Origin of the sequence: Arsukibacterium sp., assembly GCF_041616895.1 — a bacterium.
Classification (GTDB): domain Bacteria; phylum Pseudomonadota; class Gammaproteobacteria; order Enterobacterales; family Alteromonadaceae; genus Alishewanella.
This window is the reverse complement of the sequence record NZ_JBFJPY010000088.1, coordinates 1-14,042: the sequence shown is the minus strand read 5'-3', so window position 1 is coordinate 14,042 and position 14,042 is coordinate 1. Positions and strand designations below refer to the sequence as shown.

General features: G+C 48.0%; 12 protein-coding genes and 2 pseudogenes. 6 read left to right on the top strand and 8 right to left on the bottom strand.

All coding sequences use genetic code 11. The annotated features are described in order from the left end of the window. The 4 genes and pseudogenes from gyrB to ABY802_RS13325 form a co-directional block, all read left to right on the top strand. Window positions 1–816 (top strand): annotated as a pseudogene (gene gyrB, locus ABY802_RS13340) (DNA gyrase subunit B); the annotation flags it as partial. A 63-nt stretch (window positions 817–879) separates the two neighbouring features. Continuing rightward, the gene (glyQ, locus tag ABY802_RS13335; protein ID WP_372627627.1) at window positions 880–1,806 is read left to right on the top strand and encodes a glycine--tRNA ligase subunit alpha; all 927 of its coding nucleotides are present in this window, start codon (window positions 880–882) and stop codon (window positions 1,804–1,806) included. Then, entirely contained in the window at window positions 1,803–3,860 is a 2,058-nt protein-coding gene (gene glyS, locus ABY802_RS13330) for a glycine--tRNA ligase subunit beta (RefSeq protein WP_372627626.1), read from the top strand. The genes glyQ and glyS overlap by 4 nt, the downstream gene beginning before the upstream one ends. A gap of 221 nt (window positions 3,861–4,081) precedes the next feature. Further along, on the top strand, window positions 4,082–4,447 hold the full coding sequence (locus ABY802_RS13325) for a DUF6768 family protein (RefSeq protein ID WP_372627625.1): 366 nt from the start codon (window positions 4,082–4,084) through the stop codon (window positions 4,445–4,447). 70 nt (window positions 4,448–4,517) lie between these two features. Here the strand turns inward: ABY802_RS13325 and ABY802_RS13320 are convergent, their stop codons facing one another. The 6 genes from ABY802_RS13320 to ABY802_RS13295 all read right to left on the bottom strand — a co-directional run bounded on the left by ABY802_RS13320 (window position 4,518) and on the right by ABY802_RS13295 (window position 8,594). Next, window positions 4,518–6,101: an amidohydrolase family protein gene (locus ABY802_RS13320; protein ID WP_372627624.1), complete on the bottom strand. Its 1,584-nt coding sequence runs from the start codon at window positions 6,099–6,101 to the stop codon at window positions 4,518–4,520. A 90-nt stretch (window positions 6,102–6,191) separates the two neighbouring features. Then, a complete protein-coding gene (locus ABY802_RS13315) occupies window positions 6,192–6,686 on the bottom strand; it encodes a GAF domain-containing protein (protein ID WP_372627623.1) in 495 nt (164 codons plus the stop codon). A 125-nt stretch (window positions 6,687–6,811) separates the two neighbouring features. Beyond that, entirely contained in the window at window positions 6,812–7,060 is a 249-nt protein-coding gene (gene tusA, locus ABY802_RS13310; RefSeq protein ID WP_372627622.1) for a sulfurtransferase TusA, read from the bottom strand. Window positions 7,061–7,196: 136 nt separating this feature from the next. Further along, the gene (locus ABY802_RS13305) at window positions 7,197–7,685 is read right to left on the bottom strand and encodes a hypothetical protein (protein ID WP_372627621.1); all 489 of its coding nucleotides are present in this window, start codon (window positions 7,683–7,685) and stop codon (window positions 7,197–7,199) included. Window positions 7,686–7,693: 8 nt separating this feature from the next. Further along, entirely contained in the window at window positions 7,694–8,086 is a 393-nt protein-coding gene (locus ABY802_RS13300) for a hypothetical protein (protein ID WP_372627620.1), read from the bottom strand. Further along, a complete protein-coding gene (locus ABY802_RS13295) occupies window positions 8,079–8,594 on the bottom strand; it encodes an RNA polymerase sigma factor (protein ID WP_372627619.1) in 516 nt (171 codons plus the stop codon). Before ABY802_RS13295 ends, ABY802_RS13300 begins: the two co-directional genes overlap by 8 nt. Before the next feature lie 297 nt (window positions 8,595–8,891). Here ABY802_RS13295 and ABY802_RS13290 point away from each other — a divergent pair, with 297 nt between their 5' ends. Further along, window positions 8,892–9,902 (top strand): alpha/beta hydrolase family protein, encoded by a 1,011-nt coding sequence (locus ABY802_RS13290; protein WP_372627628.1) that lies wholly within the window; start codon window positions 8,892–8,894, stop codon window positions 9,900–9,902. Between the two features lie 126 nt (window positions 9,903–10,028). On the opposite strand, the gene fadA is transcribed toward ABY802_RS13290, so the two are convergent. After that, on the bottom strand, window positions 10,029–11,192 hold the full coding sequence (gene fadA / locus ABY802_RS13285; protein WP_372627618.1) for an acetyl-CoA C-acyltransferase FadA: 1,164 nt from the start codon (window positions 11,190–11,192) through the stop codon (window positions 10,029–10,031). 16 nt (window positions 11,193–11,208) lie between these two features. Further along, window positions 11,209–13,362 carry a fatty acid oxidation complex subunit alpha FadB gene (gene fadB / locus ABY802_RS13280; RefSeq protein WP_372627617.1) on the bottom strand — a complete coding sequence of 718 codons (2,154 nt, stop codon included), beginning with the start codon at window positions 13,360–13,362 and terminating at the stop codon, window positions 11,209–11,211. Window positions 13,363–13,558: 196 nt separating this feature from the next. Here fadB and ABY802_RS13275 point away from each other — a divergent pair. Continuing rightward, window positions 13,559–14,042 (top strand): annotated as a pseudogene (locus ABY802_RS13275) (murein transglycosylase); the annotation flags it as partial.

The window sequence follows — 14,042 nt, the reverse complement described above, 5'->3', positions numbered from 1 at the left end:
TTGTTTAAAGTGAAAAAAGGCAAGCAAGAGCAGTACATTAAGGACGAGCCGTCATTGGTTGAGCACTTAACGACTTTGGCGCTGGATGAAGCAACCCTGCATGTTAATGCTGATGCGCCGGGTATTGGTGGCGAACACCTTGAAAAACTGGTGCGCTTGTATCACAAAGTTACCGCCATTATTAACCGCTTAAGTCGGAAAATACCGTACAACCTGTTGAATGAACTTATTTATGTGACCGGCTTAAGCCCGGAAAACGTTAAAGATAAAACTGTAGTGGAAGCCTGGGTTAAAACCCTGGCGAAACGACTGGATGACAAAGAAGGTGATGGTTCCAGCTATAAGTATGACGTAATTGAAGATCGGGAACGTCATTTGTTCCAGCCTAAAATCATTATTCGGCAGCATGGTATCGATAATGAATATGCATTGCACTACGATTTTATTACCTCGCGTGACTATCAGAATATTGTTGCCCTGGGCGATGAAATTCGTGAGCTGATCGAAGAAGGTGGTTTTATTCGTCGCGGTGAGAAAGTAAAACCCGTTGAAACCTTTGTTGAAGCACTCGACTGGCTAATGGCCGAATCGAAGCGTGGCCTGTACATACAGCGCTATAAAGGACTGGGCGAGATGAACCCGGATCAACTGTGGGAAACTACTATGGACCCACAAAACCGGCGGATGTTGCAAGTTACCATCGAGGATGCCGTAGGTGCTGACCAACTGTTTGCCACCCTGATGGGTGACCACGTTGAACCGCGCCGGGCCTTTATTGAAGAGAACGCGTTGTACGTTGCCAATTTAGACGTATAGTTTTTTACCAGATAACAAGACAGGGGCTGCGGCCCCTCAGTCATTTTAGCGAGTTAGCAGCGCATGCATAAATACGATATTAAAACCTTTCAGGGCCTGATATTAGCCCTGCAGGATTACTGGGCACGTCAGGGCTGTGTACTTGTTCAGCCACTGGATTTAGAAGTGGGCGCCGGTACCTTTCATCCAATGACGTTTTTACGTTCTTTAGGGCCAGAGCCTACCAATGTGGCTTATGTGCAGCCATGTCGGCGGCCAACCGATGGCCGTTATGGCGAAAACCCCAACCGGTTACAGCATTACTACCAATTTCAGGTAATTTTAAAGCCGTCACCAGACAATATTCAGGAACTGTACTTAGGCTCGCTGCGTGAGTTAGGCATTGATACCCTGGTGCATGATATCCGCTTCGTAGAAGATAACTGGGAATCACCTACCTTAGGCGCCTGGGGCCTGGGTTGGGAGGTGTGGTTAAACGGTATGGAAGTGACGCAGTTTACTTATTTCCAGCAGGTAGGGGGCTTAGAGTGCCGGCCGGTAACAGGCGAAATTACCTACGGCTTAGAGCGCCTGGCCATGTATATCCAGGGTGTCGACTCTATTTATGACCTGGTCTGGACTGACGGCCCGTTAGGCCGGGTAAGCTACGGCGATGTATTTCATCAGAATGAAGTAGAACAATCGACTTATAACTTTGAACATGCTGATGTACCGGCGTTGTTTGCCCAGTTTGATCAGTGTGAAAAAGAAAGCCATTACCTGATTGAACAAGGCTTAGCCTTACCGGCCTATGAGAAAGTAATGAAAGCCTCTCATGCGTTTAATATGCTGGATGCGCGTCATGCTATTTCAGTGACCGAACGCCAGCGTTATATTTTGCGGGTTCGAACTTTGGCAAAAGCCTGTGCCGAAGCCTATTTTGCCAGTCGCGAAAAATTGGGTTTTCCGCTTTGTAAAAATGGCACGCAAACCCCGCAGGAGGCAAAATGAGCGCACAGGATTTTCTGGTAGAGATTGGTACCGAAGAGTTACCACCAAAGGCTCTTAAAACACTTGCTACCGCCTTTGCTGACAACATTGAAGCAGAGCTGGCCAAACAAGAATTAAGCCATGGCGACATCATCTGGTACGCTGCTCCCCGGCGTTTAGCCGTGCGGGTAAATGGCCTGGCAGCAAGTCAGAGCGATAAAGTAATTGAGAAGCGTGGCCCTGCCATTGCCGCTGCATTTGATGCTGACGGTAAGCCAACTAAGGCCGCAGCCGGCTGGGCGGCAGGGTGTGGCATCAGCGTAGAGCAAGCCGAGCGACTGGAAACCGATAAGGGCGCCTGGTTATTGCATAAGCAATTACAAAAGGGCCAGAGCACGGTTGCCTTGTTAGCTGACATTATTAAAGCCGCCCTGGCTAAATTGCCGATTGCCCGGCCTATGCGCTGGGGCAACTCCAATGCCGAGTTTATCCGGCCTGTGCATACCATTATTATGTTGTTTGGGAACGAAGTGGTACCCGCGACCATTCTGGGGCGCGACAGCAGTAATAAAAGTTATGGCCATCGTTTCCATGCGCCGGCGTTGGTTGAAATCGCTAACGCCGATGCCTATCTGAAGACGCTAAAACAAGCCTATGTGGTAGCGGATTACCACGAGCGTAAAGATACTATTGCCAAACAGGTAGCAGCAACAGCCGATAGCCTGGGTGCGGTAGCGCAAATGGATGATGCCTTGCTGGAAGAAGTAGCCTCATTAGTAGAGTGGCCGGTTGTGTTAGTGGGCAGCTTTGAGCAAAGTTTCCTGCAAGTACCGGCTGAGCCGTTAATTTCAACTATGAAAGATAACCAGAAATACTTCCCGTTGCTGGATAAGCAAGGCAAGTTAATCAACAAGTTTATCTTTGTAACCAATATTGAAAGTAAAGATCCAGCGCAGATAATCAGCGGCAACGAGAAAGTCGTGCGGCCACGGTTAGCCGATGCTGAATTCTTCTTTAAAACAGATCGTAAAACAAAACTGGTTGAGCGGCTGGAGAGCCTGAAAACGGTGTTGTTCCAACAACAGCTCGGTACTCTGGCAGAAAAATCGGAGCGGATCAGCAAAGTAGCGGCGTTTGTTGCGACAAAAATTGGTGCGGAAGCGGCCGCGGCTGAACGCGCAGGCTTATTATCTAAAACCGATTTAATGACCAATATGGTTGGCGAATTCCCGGAAGTGCAGGGCATTATGGGTATGCACTATGCAAGGCTTGATGGTGAAGACGAAGCGGTAGCGCTGGCACTAAACGAGCAGTATATGCCACGCTTTGCCGGTGATCAGCTGCCAACGCGTCTGGAAGGCGCTGCGGTAGCCATTGCCGACAAACTTGATACCTTAGTAGGTATTTTCGGTATTGGCCAAACACCGAAAGGTGACAAAGACCCCTTTGCGCTGCGCCGGGCGGCGATAGGCGCGCTGCGTATTATGGTTGAAAAAAAGCTGCCTCTGGATCTGGTTGAGGTAATTTCGTATAGCCAGCAAACCTTTGGCAGTAAGTTAAGCAATGCGAAAGTAGCTGAAGAAGTACTGGATTTTATGCTGGGCCGCTTCCGCGCCTGGTATCAGGACGAAGGCTACAGTGTTGATGTTATTCAGGCGGTGTTGGCGCGCCGGCCAACCAGCCCCAGTGATTTTGACCGCCGGGTAAGTGCAGTGGCTGAATTCAGCAAATTGGAAGCCGCCGCTGCGCTGGCTGCCGCCAATAAGCGCGTTGCCAACATTCTGGCTAAAGTCACCGAGAGTATACCTTCAGAAGTAAGCACTAACTTACTGCAAGAGTCAGCAGAGAAAGCGTTATACGAAGCCATAACGGTTGAACAAGCTTTTCAGAAAGAAGGCCATAATTATAGTGACAGCCTGGCGCATCTTGCCGGTATGCGTAATGTGATCGACAGCTTTTTTGATCAGGTTATGGTAAATGCTGATGATAATGCGGTGCGCTTTAACCGGCTGGCCCTGTTACAGCAATTGCGCGATCTGTTCCTGCAAGTCGCTGATATTTCAGTGCTGCAGTAACAGCGTTATAGTTTCAAAAAAAGAAAAAGCCAGCTTAATCGCTGGCTTTTTTGTTTGCGGAAAAGAATAAATAGCGCCAGCAGTTAAACTAAAGCAGAAATAAAAATTTATAAGCGTGAACCTGGTAACAGTTAGCGTCGTCTTTTTATAGCAACAACATCTGAATTGATAGTTGTATTAGCATTTCGTAAAACAGCTGGCAGATAAACGAGGAGCCGCATATGACAACGGATCAACAGATTAAACAGCAACTGGCCAGACAGGCCGCAGAGCTGGATAAATTAATGCGTGAAGAGCAGGGGCTGGAAAAAGTGCTGGCATCTGGTTTTAAAGGCGGACTGGGCGCTATTATGATTATTGCGTATATCCTGGCAACGCTATTGGCTATTGCTATTTTCTACTGCGGTTATCAGTTTTTTACGGTAGCGCCGGAACATAAGCTGCACTGGGGAATACTGCTACTATTGGTATTTCAGGCTCAGGTCGCCATCAAGCTATGGATTTGGATGGAAAGTAACCGAAGCTCTACTTTGCGTGAACTAAAACGCTTGGAGCTGGCAGTAGTGCAACTGACAAAAGTACCTTAGTTAATGCCTGATAGCAGGCATTAACTAACAAATTGCAAATAGCTTTCGCACAGACAAGATGGCAGTAGGCTTACTGCAGCGACTCCTGCTGTTTTGCCTGCTCCACCATGTTCCTGACATCATTGAGCAGCTGCTGTGCGTCATAGAGGATACCGTCTTTAATGGTGTAGCGGACGCCTTTCGTGCGGATAGCTTCATTATCGGCATTGAGCCGGTAGTGGCCGGTACCATATAAAACCTTAAAATTAGCTAACGGGTTTTCGGCAACGATAACCAAATCGGCTTTTTTACCTGGCACCACGCTACCAATTTGCTCGTCCAATCCCAGGGCAATCGCGCCGTTAAGGGTAGCCGCCTGAATCACTTCTAATGCGTTAAAACCGGCTTCACGCAGTAACTCCAGTTCCTGAATAAACGCAAAACCGTAAATTTTATAAATATAACCGGCATCGGACCCCACCGTAATACGGCCACCATGATTTTTATAGTCATTTAAAAACTGCATCCAGATCCGGTAATTCTCGCGCCAGGCAATTTCATTGTCGGTGGTCCAGTCAAACCAGTAAGAACCATGCGCATAGCGGCTTGGAGTAAAAAACTTGTTTAGCGTCGGCAAGGTATACTCTTGATGCCACTCTGCATTGCGCTGGGCGGCGGCATCGCGACTGGCTTCATAAATAGTCAGCGTAGGGTTAATAGTAAAATCGAGTGATATCAGCTCATCTCTCACCGCATTCCATTTATCTGAGCCGGGCTTGGCTGCCTGGCGCCATAATTCACCGGCAGCACTGAAACGATCCTGTTCGTTCTGGTAATTGTAATCAGCAGGGTAGTTCTGAATCGTCTGGCCGCTGAATAGCGCTTCCGGTAAGCCATACCAGTGCTCCATCGAGCCTAAGCCCATCCGAGCGCTGTCCAGCACATTGGTGCGGGCCACATTTAGCTGGGCATGGTGCATCATGGTGCCCAACTGCTGCTTGGTTGCTTCATCTAAAGCGGCGGCCATAATAGCAGGGGTGGCGCCAAAAAATTTAATGCCAGCGGCTCCGGCCTTTTTAATATCGCGCACCCATTTACGAGCCTGCTCGGGGTTAAACACAGGTTGTGGCAAGCCCTGGCCAAAACCAACATAGGCCACAATGCGGGGGGCGACGATTTTATTTTCAGCCGAGGCGTTAACATGTTTTAGGGTCCAGGCCAGGCCATTAAAGCTGCCCGGCTCCCGCACTGTGGTAATGCCGTGAGCAAGCCACAGTTTAAATACGTATTCAGCGGGGATGCCCGCGGCTGAGCCACCAATATGGCCATGCATATCAACAAAGCCAGGCAGGACATACATGCCGCTGATATCCATTTCGGTATCAGCAGGGCCAGCTTTAGGCCGACTCTCTGTCAGCACGGGTACATCGGGATAGCCGACGACGGTTACCTGAGTTATGCGGTCATTTTCGATAACAATGTCCACCGGGCCTATGGCCGGTGCGCCTTCGCCACTAATTAATGTGCCGCCACGTAAAATCAATCGCTTATAGGGGCCATCACCTTCTGCTTGCTTTCGCTCAGGTGCTGACGGAGTACGTTCAGTCTCATTGGCGAACACAGGTGAATAAGTGGTGCTGATAACCAGCAATAGGGTGCTAAGCAGCAGACGCATGGTTGGTCCTTTCAGATTATTAGAGATAGCTGATACGCTTCAGTGTGCCAAGCCTTTAGCTGTTGCGCCAGTGCAACGCGGCAAAATACCTTAACTAAAGCGTGAACGGTAAATATCGGCTACCGCTAAAACAAAGGTTACGTCCTCCTCTGTCCAGCGTTTTATTGTGACTGTTTGCTCGCAGCAAATAATGCCAGTAAGTTTATCCCCCTGATAAATGGGAACATCGAGTAATGATTTAACATTAAGCGGCTTTAGAAATAATTCGGCTAAATCTTTGGTTGCCGGATCATGCATGGCATCGCTGGCTTTGATGACCCGCCTGTTATCCAGCGCAGCAAAGTAGCCCGGAAAACTCCAGCGATCAAGCAGCAAGGCCTCCTGACTGAAACCACCATCTTTATCCAGCAATAATTCACAGCGCAGTAAATCATCGTCGGTATATTGCCACAAACCAACCTGCTGAATATTAAGACCATCAAGGCAGCACCTTAGTACATGCTGACGAGCTTCGTCTTCACTGATATCAGGGTTATAAATAGTTTTGTGAAGTTGATCAATTTGGGCGGAATACTGCGACGACATAATAGTGCGGTGTCCAAATCAGAAGTAGGGTAAACATAACCATAGCAAAAGGAATGAACGCTGCCAGTGCAATTAGAAACTAAGCACGAAATAAAGTAATAATGGAAAGGAAATTAATTTGAGGCTTAACTACTAACTTTTTTAACTACATAACGATACGGCAACTCAGTAGTATCACTGGCCAGCAACTCATGATCCATAAAGCGGCAGAATGCCGGGATATCGCGGGTGGTGGCCGGGTCGTCGGCGATAATAAGCAAGGTGTCACCGACCTGCATTTTACGCAATTGTAGCCGCACCATCATTACCGGCTCTGGGCAGCGCAGGCCTAAGGCGTCCAGGGTTAGGGTGGCGCTGTTAAAAAGCGAGTCCATCGTTACTCCAATAATTAGTCAAGTTAAAAACACTTAAAATTACAACGGTAAACGCGGCCGCTAGTTTATGCGATTATCACTGAAACAGGCAAATCATCTGACGTAAAGACACCCTTAATTGGCGTTCTGTACGATATTAATCCACCAACAATTGAAGAAATTCATGATTAATGGATTCAGCGCTGCTATTAAGTTGCTCCATTCTTTTGCTGATAAACAAAGCTCTTTCCTCTGGGGTTAACACCTGCAGCACAGCCACCCCTATTTGGTAAGTAACAATCCATTTTTTTTGTTGAGCATCTGCTGCAACTTTAGCCGCCACAAGGGCCTGTTCAGTGTTAATGCTGTTAGAAGTAGTCAGCGTTCTATGATAGTTGTGATTAGCAGTGTGAAGCTGACGTACCGCCGCCCTTAATTCAGGCACCTTTTCTCGCAAAATGTATTTGATCTGGCGTTTAGAGTCCGCTGAGATTTGGTCCATTTGTAACAACATCATCACCGGTGGGGCAGCGTTTTTTGATATCGGCGTTAAGATGACAGCGGTTTTGTTATTAAAAAAAAAGTAGAAAACCAACATAAAACTTATAACTGCAATCAGTACTAACTCTAATTTTGAAAATTTCATGTTAGATCCTATAAAAGCGTGGCTAGTTCGGCAGAGGTATAAAGTACATACTCCTCAGCCGGAGTTAGCGCAGGTGTTTGTATTAAACCAACCAGCAACGCTAAACAACAACCGCATGCAACTGATGTGAGCAGCGGTAAAAAAGGCTTTTTACAGAAATTTCGCAGGGAGTTCTGCAATTGCGTTTTGTAAGTTAGTTTTGGGTTTGCCCTGATATGCTGCATTACGGCATTTTCAATATATAGCGGCAGCTCAGGGCCTTTCGATTGTGCCAGTAAATCATCTAACCACTTATCATCGTCATGCAATGCCTGTTGCGATTTCATATCATCCGTGTCAGATAAACGAGCATTAATACAATTAGCTGCAGACGTGGTTTCAGGTAGTTTTGACTTAGTCATGAATCGCACCTTTTACTATCTGAGGGTTTAGTGTCTCTAATGTTTCTTTTAACGAACGACGCGCTCTTGCTAGTAATGATTCTGCGGCTTGAACACTAATATTCATTATTTGTGCAGTCTCTGCGTTAGAGGTATCAGCATAGACAGTGAGAGATATTACAAGACGTTGTCGCTCTGGCAGCATCATTAGCGCTTGCTGGACAGCATCATGTGCTCTGGAGCTGATGACTTGTTGATCGGGCGAAATGTAAGTTGATACCTGCATTTCAAGGGTCTCTGGCATGTTAGACAGGTCCTGCTGTTTTCTTAGCTTATCAATGCAGGTATTGGCGGTAATTCTATTAACCCAGCTTTTTGCGCTGCCTTTGATTTGGCTGAAAGTATGCGATTTTTGCCAAATTTTGATAAATACCTCTTGTGTAATATCTTCCGCCAACGCTTTATCCCCAGTCATGTGCCACGCCAAAGTAAAAATGCTGCGGGCATAACGCTGATACAGGTAGGACATAGCATGGCCATTGCCAGACGCCATTGCCAGTATCAGGCTCTCGTCATTACTGCTATCTATCACTTACAACATCTTCTTTGGTCATGCGAATTTAACTTATCTAACCCTTAATACGTAATGGTCGTTTTAAACCGGTCGCGAATGGTGAAAAATTTAGTAACGGTGCGACTGGTTTACTTTTACTGCTCGTACTTAGTGGTAATTGTAGTTTTTAAAGGTGAACATTAAGTGATTAATTTTACATGTAAACGGCATTTTATGAAAAATATAACTCCTCTAAAAGTGCTGTCAGTTTTGATGTTAATACTGCTGACAGCCTGTGGTTCTGAACAAGCCAATGAGCCAGAACCGGTAGCGCAGCCAGCACCGGTTATTATACCCACTCCGGCTCCAGCTCCCACTCCAATACCTCCAAGCAGCAATATTACGGTTACCGATCCGGCAGCTAGAGGTGTTTATGGCGTTGGAACGACAACCACTGTAATTAGAATTCATACATCAAACGAGGGTGTCAAAATTGATTTACAGGTAACCATTTGGTACCCAACATCAAAAGACACCGGCGCGCCGGCAGATACAGGCAAATTTCCGCTGATAATTTTTTCACATGGTGCATCGTCAGCACCGAATGCCTCATCGTTTTTAACTGAGCACCTTGCCAGTCATGGCTTTGTGGTTGCTGCGGCTCAGCATCCTAAAGCGGAGCAGGATAAAAGGGGCGAAGCATTCAGTAACAGACCGGCAGAGGTATATGCTGTGGTCGATTATGTGATAGCGCAAGCAAGCACTGATGGTGCTTTGCTTGAGGGGTTGATAGACGATGATAGGTTAGGGATCACCGGTCATTCCTTCGGTGGTTTAACTACTATTGCTTTATTAGGGAGAGCGGATAATCGATTTAAAGCAGGCATGCCGATGGCGCCAGGGATCCGGCCATTTGATGAGGCAGATGTCAGCGACTCAATAACAAAAGTAACAGTACCCATTATGTTTATGATGTCAGGTAAAGATACGCTGGCTCTTTATTCCAATCTAAGCGCTGCTTACGCAACCATTCCAAGCTCCACTCAAAAATACTCGCTGATTTTTCCTAACGGTACACATTTATCTTATAGCAATACCTGTTCATCGATGTGTCCGCCAGCCAATACCATTACGCAGGAGGCAGGGCATCAACTTATAAACACTATTGGCACTGCTTTTTTTCAGGTGTATTTATATGAAAGGTATGACTACGAGTATTACTTGTATCCGAATGACGACCTTGCCAATGGCGAAGCTAGAGTTGTTAAGGGTGATATTCCTTAACTATAGTGCCAATCAGAGTCTGTGCTTAGAAAACCAGCTTAATTCACATTCGCATTAAGAAAAAGGGCCGTCGAAGGCCCTTTTTTAATACGACTGTGCGGTAACTACCAGCCTGTTGCTAACAGCTTATGGCCGCTCAAAAACTGTCGCGATGCCCTGACCTAAACCAATACACATGGTGGCCAGACCAAACTTACCGCCTTTATCTTCCATTACATTGAGCAGGGTGGTGCTGATGCGTGAACCTGAACAACCGAGCGGGTGGCCAAGCGCTATGGCGCCGCCGTTCAGGTTTACTTTTTTATCCGCTACTTCCAGCAGACCTAAGTCTTTCATTACCGGCAGTGCCTGGGCAGCAAATGCTTCGTTCAGCTCAGCGTAGTCGATATCATCAATGGTTAAACCGGCCATCTTCAGCGCTTTTTTCGAGGCTGGTACCGGGCCATAACCCATAATGGACGGGTCGCAACCTGCCACACCCATACCGCGCACGTAAGCACGAATGGGTAAGCCTAGTTCTTTAGCTTTTTCTTCACTCATTACCAGCATGCCTGAGGCGCCATCTGATAACGCCGACGAGGTACCAGCGGTTACTGTGCCGTTAGCCGGGTCGAATACCGGACGCAACTGGCCCAGAGTGTCTACTGTGGTTTCCGGACGAATAACTTCGTCGTAGTCCATCAGTTTTAACACGCCGTCGGCATCGTGGCCTTCGGTCGGGATAATTTCATTTTTAAAGCGACCTTGCTCGCTGGCTTCCTGGGCTAAACGGTGCGAGCGGGCGCCAAACTCATCTTGTTGCTGGCGGCTGATACCATGCATTTTACCCAGCAATTCGGCGGTTAAGCCCATCATGCCGGCAGCTTTAGCGATAGAAGTGGATAAGCCCGGGTGAAAGTCGACGCCGTGGTTCATTGGCACATGGCCCATATGCTCTACGCCACCAATTAAATACACCTCACCCATACCCGTTTGAATTGAGCGCACGGCATCATGCAGCGCCTGCATTGACGAGCCGCACAAGCGGTTAACGGTTACGGCTGGTACCGAGTGCGGAATGCCTGCTAACAGTGAAGCGTTACGCGCCACGTTAAAGCCTTGCTCCAGGGTTTGCTGCACACAGCCCCAGATAATATCGTCGATATCACTGGGATTTAACGCCGGGTTACGCTCCAGTAATGACGCCATTACATGGGCAGATAACTGCTCAGCGCGGACGTTGCGGTACATGCCATTTTTTGAGCGTCCCATCGGGGTACGGATACAATCTACAATAACTGCATTTTTCATTATTCTGCTCCTGCGCTTAAACCGGGAAGAAACGCTGGCCATTGTCGGCCATAGCGCGGGTTTTATCTGTAACCTGATAAATTTCGCCTAAATGGGCATATTTATCGGCCAGGGCGACAAAGTTACTTAAGCCTATGGTGTCGACATAACGTAGCGGACCACCACGGAACGGCGGGAAGCCCAGACCAAAAACCAGGCCCATATCGGCTTCTGCTGCGCTTTGCACAATACCTTCTTCCAGACAGCGGATGGTTTCGTTAATCATCGGTACCATTACCCGGGCAATAATTTCATCCGGGCTGAATTCTTTTTTATCGCTAGCTATGCCAGCCAGTATTTCAACACTTTTCGGGTCGATATCTTTTTTCGGTTTGCCTTTGGCATCTTTACTGTACGCATAGAAACCCAGGCCGTTTTTCTGGCCGTAACGATCACTTTTGTACATGGCGGCAACCGGGTCGTTATCCAGTTTTGCCATCCGGGTCGGGAAACCGTCAGCCATTACGTCAGTACAGTGGAAGGCGGTATCTAAACCGACCACATCCAGCAAGTACGCCGGGCCCATTGGCCAGCCAAACTGCTTCTCCATTACTTTATCAACCTGGGCAAAATCGGCACCGTCCAGCACCAGCTTGCTAAAGCCAGCAAAATACGGGAACAGTACCCGGTTAACAAAGAAACCCGGGCAGTCGTTCACTACGATCGGCGACTTACCCATTCGGGCAGCATAGGCTACCACAGCGGCAACCGTTTCATCGCTGGTGTGTTCACCACGAATAACTTCAACCAGCGGCATGCGGTGTACCGGGTTAAAAAAGTGCATACCACAGAAATTTTGCGGCCGGCTCAGATTTTTTGCCAGAGCATTAATTGAAATGGTTGAGGTGTTAGAGGTTAAAATGGCGTCATCGCTAATTAAACCTTCTACTTCTTTTAACACCGCGCCTTTAATTTTCGGGTTTTCAACAACCGCTTCCACCACGATATCAACGTCTTTTACCAGCTCGTTGCTCAGGGTGGGGGTAATGCTGGCAATGACCTTCGCCATACCGGCAACGTCAAGCTTTTTACGCTCTACCTGCTTGCCAAGTAACTTAGTGGCTTCACCCATGCCCAGCGCCAGCGCTTTATCGGCAATGTCTTTCATGACTACCGGCACGCCTTTTAACGCGGATTGATAGGCAATACCACCGCCCATAATGCCAGCACCTAAAACAGCGGCCTTGTTAACCGCCTTAGTGGCGACCTTACCGGCTTTTTTTGCTTTACTTTTTATTAGCTGGTCATTTAAGAACAGGCCAACCTGAGCGGTTGCAGCATCGGTTTTGGCCAGTTTAGCAAAGCCAGCGTTTTCCAGGGCCATGGCACCTGCACGGTCTAGCGTTGCTGCGGCTTCAATGGTTTGTACTGCGGCCATTGGTGCCGGATAATGTTTACCTGCCGAGGCGAATACCATGCCTTTGGCGGTGCTAAAGCTCATGGTGGCTTCAGTTTTGTTCAGTTTTAACGGCTGCAATTTAACCCCGCGCTTTTTCTGCCAGTTCAGGCTGCCGGCAATGGCATCTTCCAGCACGCTAAGTGCTGCAGCTTCCAGTTTTTCTGGCGCCACTACTGCATCAATTAAGCCGGCTTTTTGCGCCTGATCAGCGCTGTGGTCTTTACCGGTGGTGATCCACTCCATCGCATTGTCAGCACCAATAATCCGGGGCAGACGCACCGTACCGCCAAAACCCGGCATTAAGCCCAGTTTTACTTCCGGCAGGCCAATTCGGGTACTGGTGTCCGCTACCCGGTAATCACAGGCCAGCGTCCACTCACAACCGCCACCTAACGCGAAACCTTTTATCGCCGCTACGGTCGGAACGGGCAGGTCTTCACATAAATCGAAAATATCAGAAGCTTGTTTAATCCACGGTACCAGTTCTGCTTCCGGACGCTGGAAAGTACTTAAGAATTCAGTAATGTCTGCGCCAACAATAAAGGTGTCCTTGCTACTGGTAAAGATCACACCTTTCAGGTTACTGTCAGCGTGCAGCTTATCTAAAGCTGCTTTGCAATCAGTCAGGGTTTGTTGGTCAAACTTATTAACAGAGCCTGCAGCAGCAAAAGTAAACCGGGCAATACCAGGTTTAGTATATTCAACACTGATAGTGTCACTCTGGTAAATCATAAATATGCTCCTTGGTCGCGTTAAGGGGTGGTTGTCGCAACTGGTACGATGAGGTTAACAGGTTCAGTGTGTCGTGCTTTACTAAAAATTTCAACCGTTATTTAAACAGGTGTTTGAAAAAGCCCGTCAATCCCAGCCAGACGGTGCCACTAACTATAGCTGTTTTTCCATTTTTCGCTGAATTCAGAGGTAAAACGTGAGAACTTTTCGTTTCGCATTCGCTGTCACCGCTTTTACCAGTGCGGTGCTTTCCTGCGCATTTACAGCCGACGCGGCTGAACAGGACAAATTACAACAGCAACGACAGCGTTTTGTCGCGCTGGAACATAACGTTGACAAGGTGAGCCGCAAACAAGCGGAAGCCTGGTATGCAGAGCTTGCCGATTATCCGCTACAGCCTTACTTGCAGCTAAAGCGGCTGCAGAACTTTTTAAATGCCCATGACGCCATCGAAACGTTTCTGAGCGAATATCAGGGTACGCCGATGGATTGGCCTTTGCGCAAGCCCTGGTTGCTACGTTTGGCCGAGCAAAACCTGGCTGAGCGGTTTCTGGCCAATTTCCCCGGCTCGACTGATGCCGAGCTGCAATGCCTGGCATTGCGCTTTCAACTGCAAACCAAGGCCTTGCCAGAATCTGACATCTGGCAACAAACTGAGCAGCTGTGGACTGAGGGTAAAT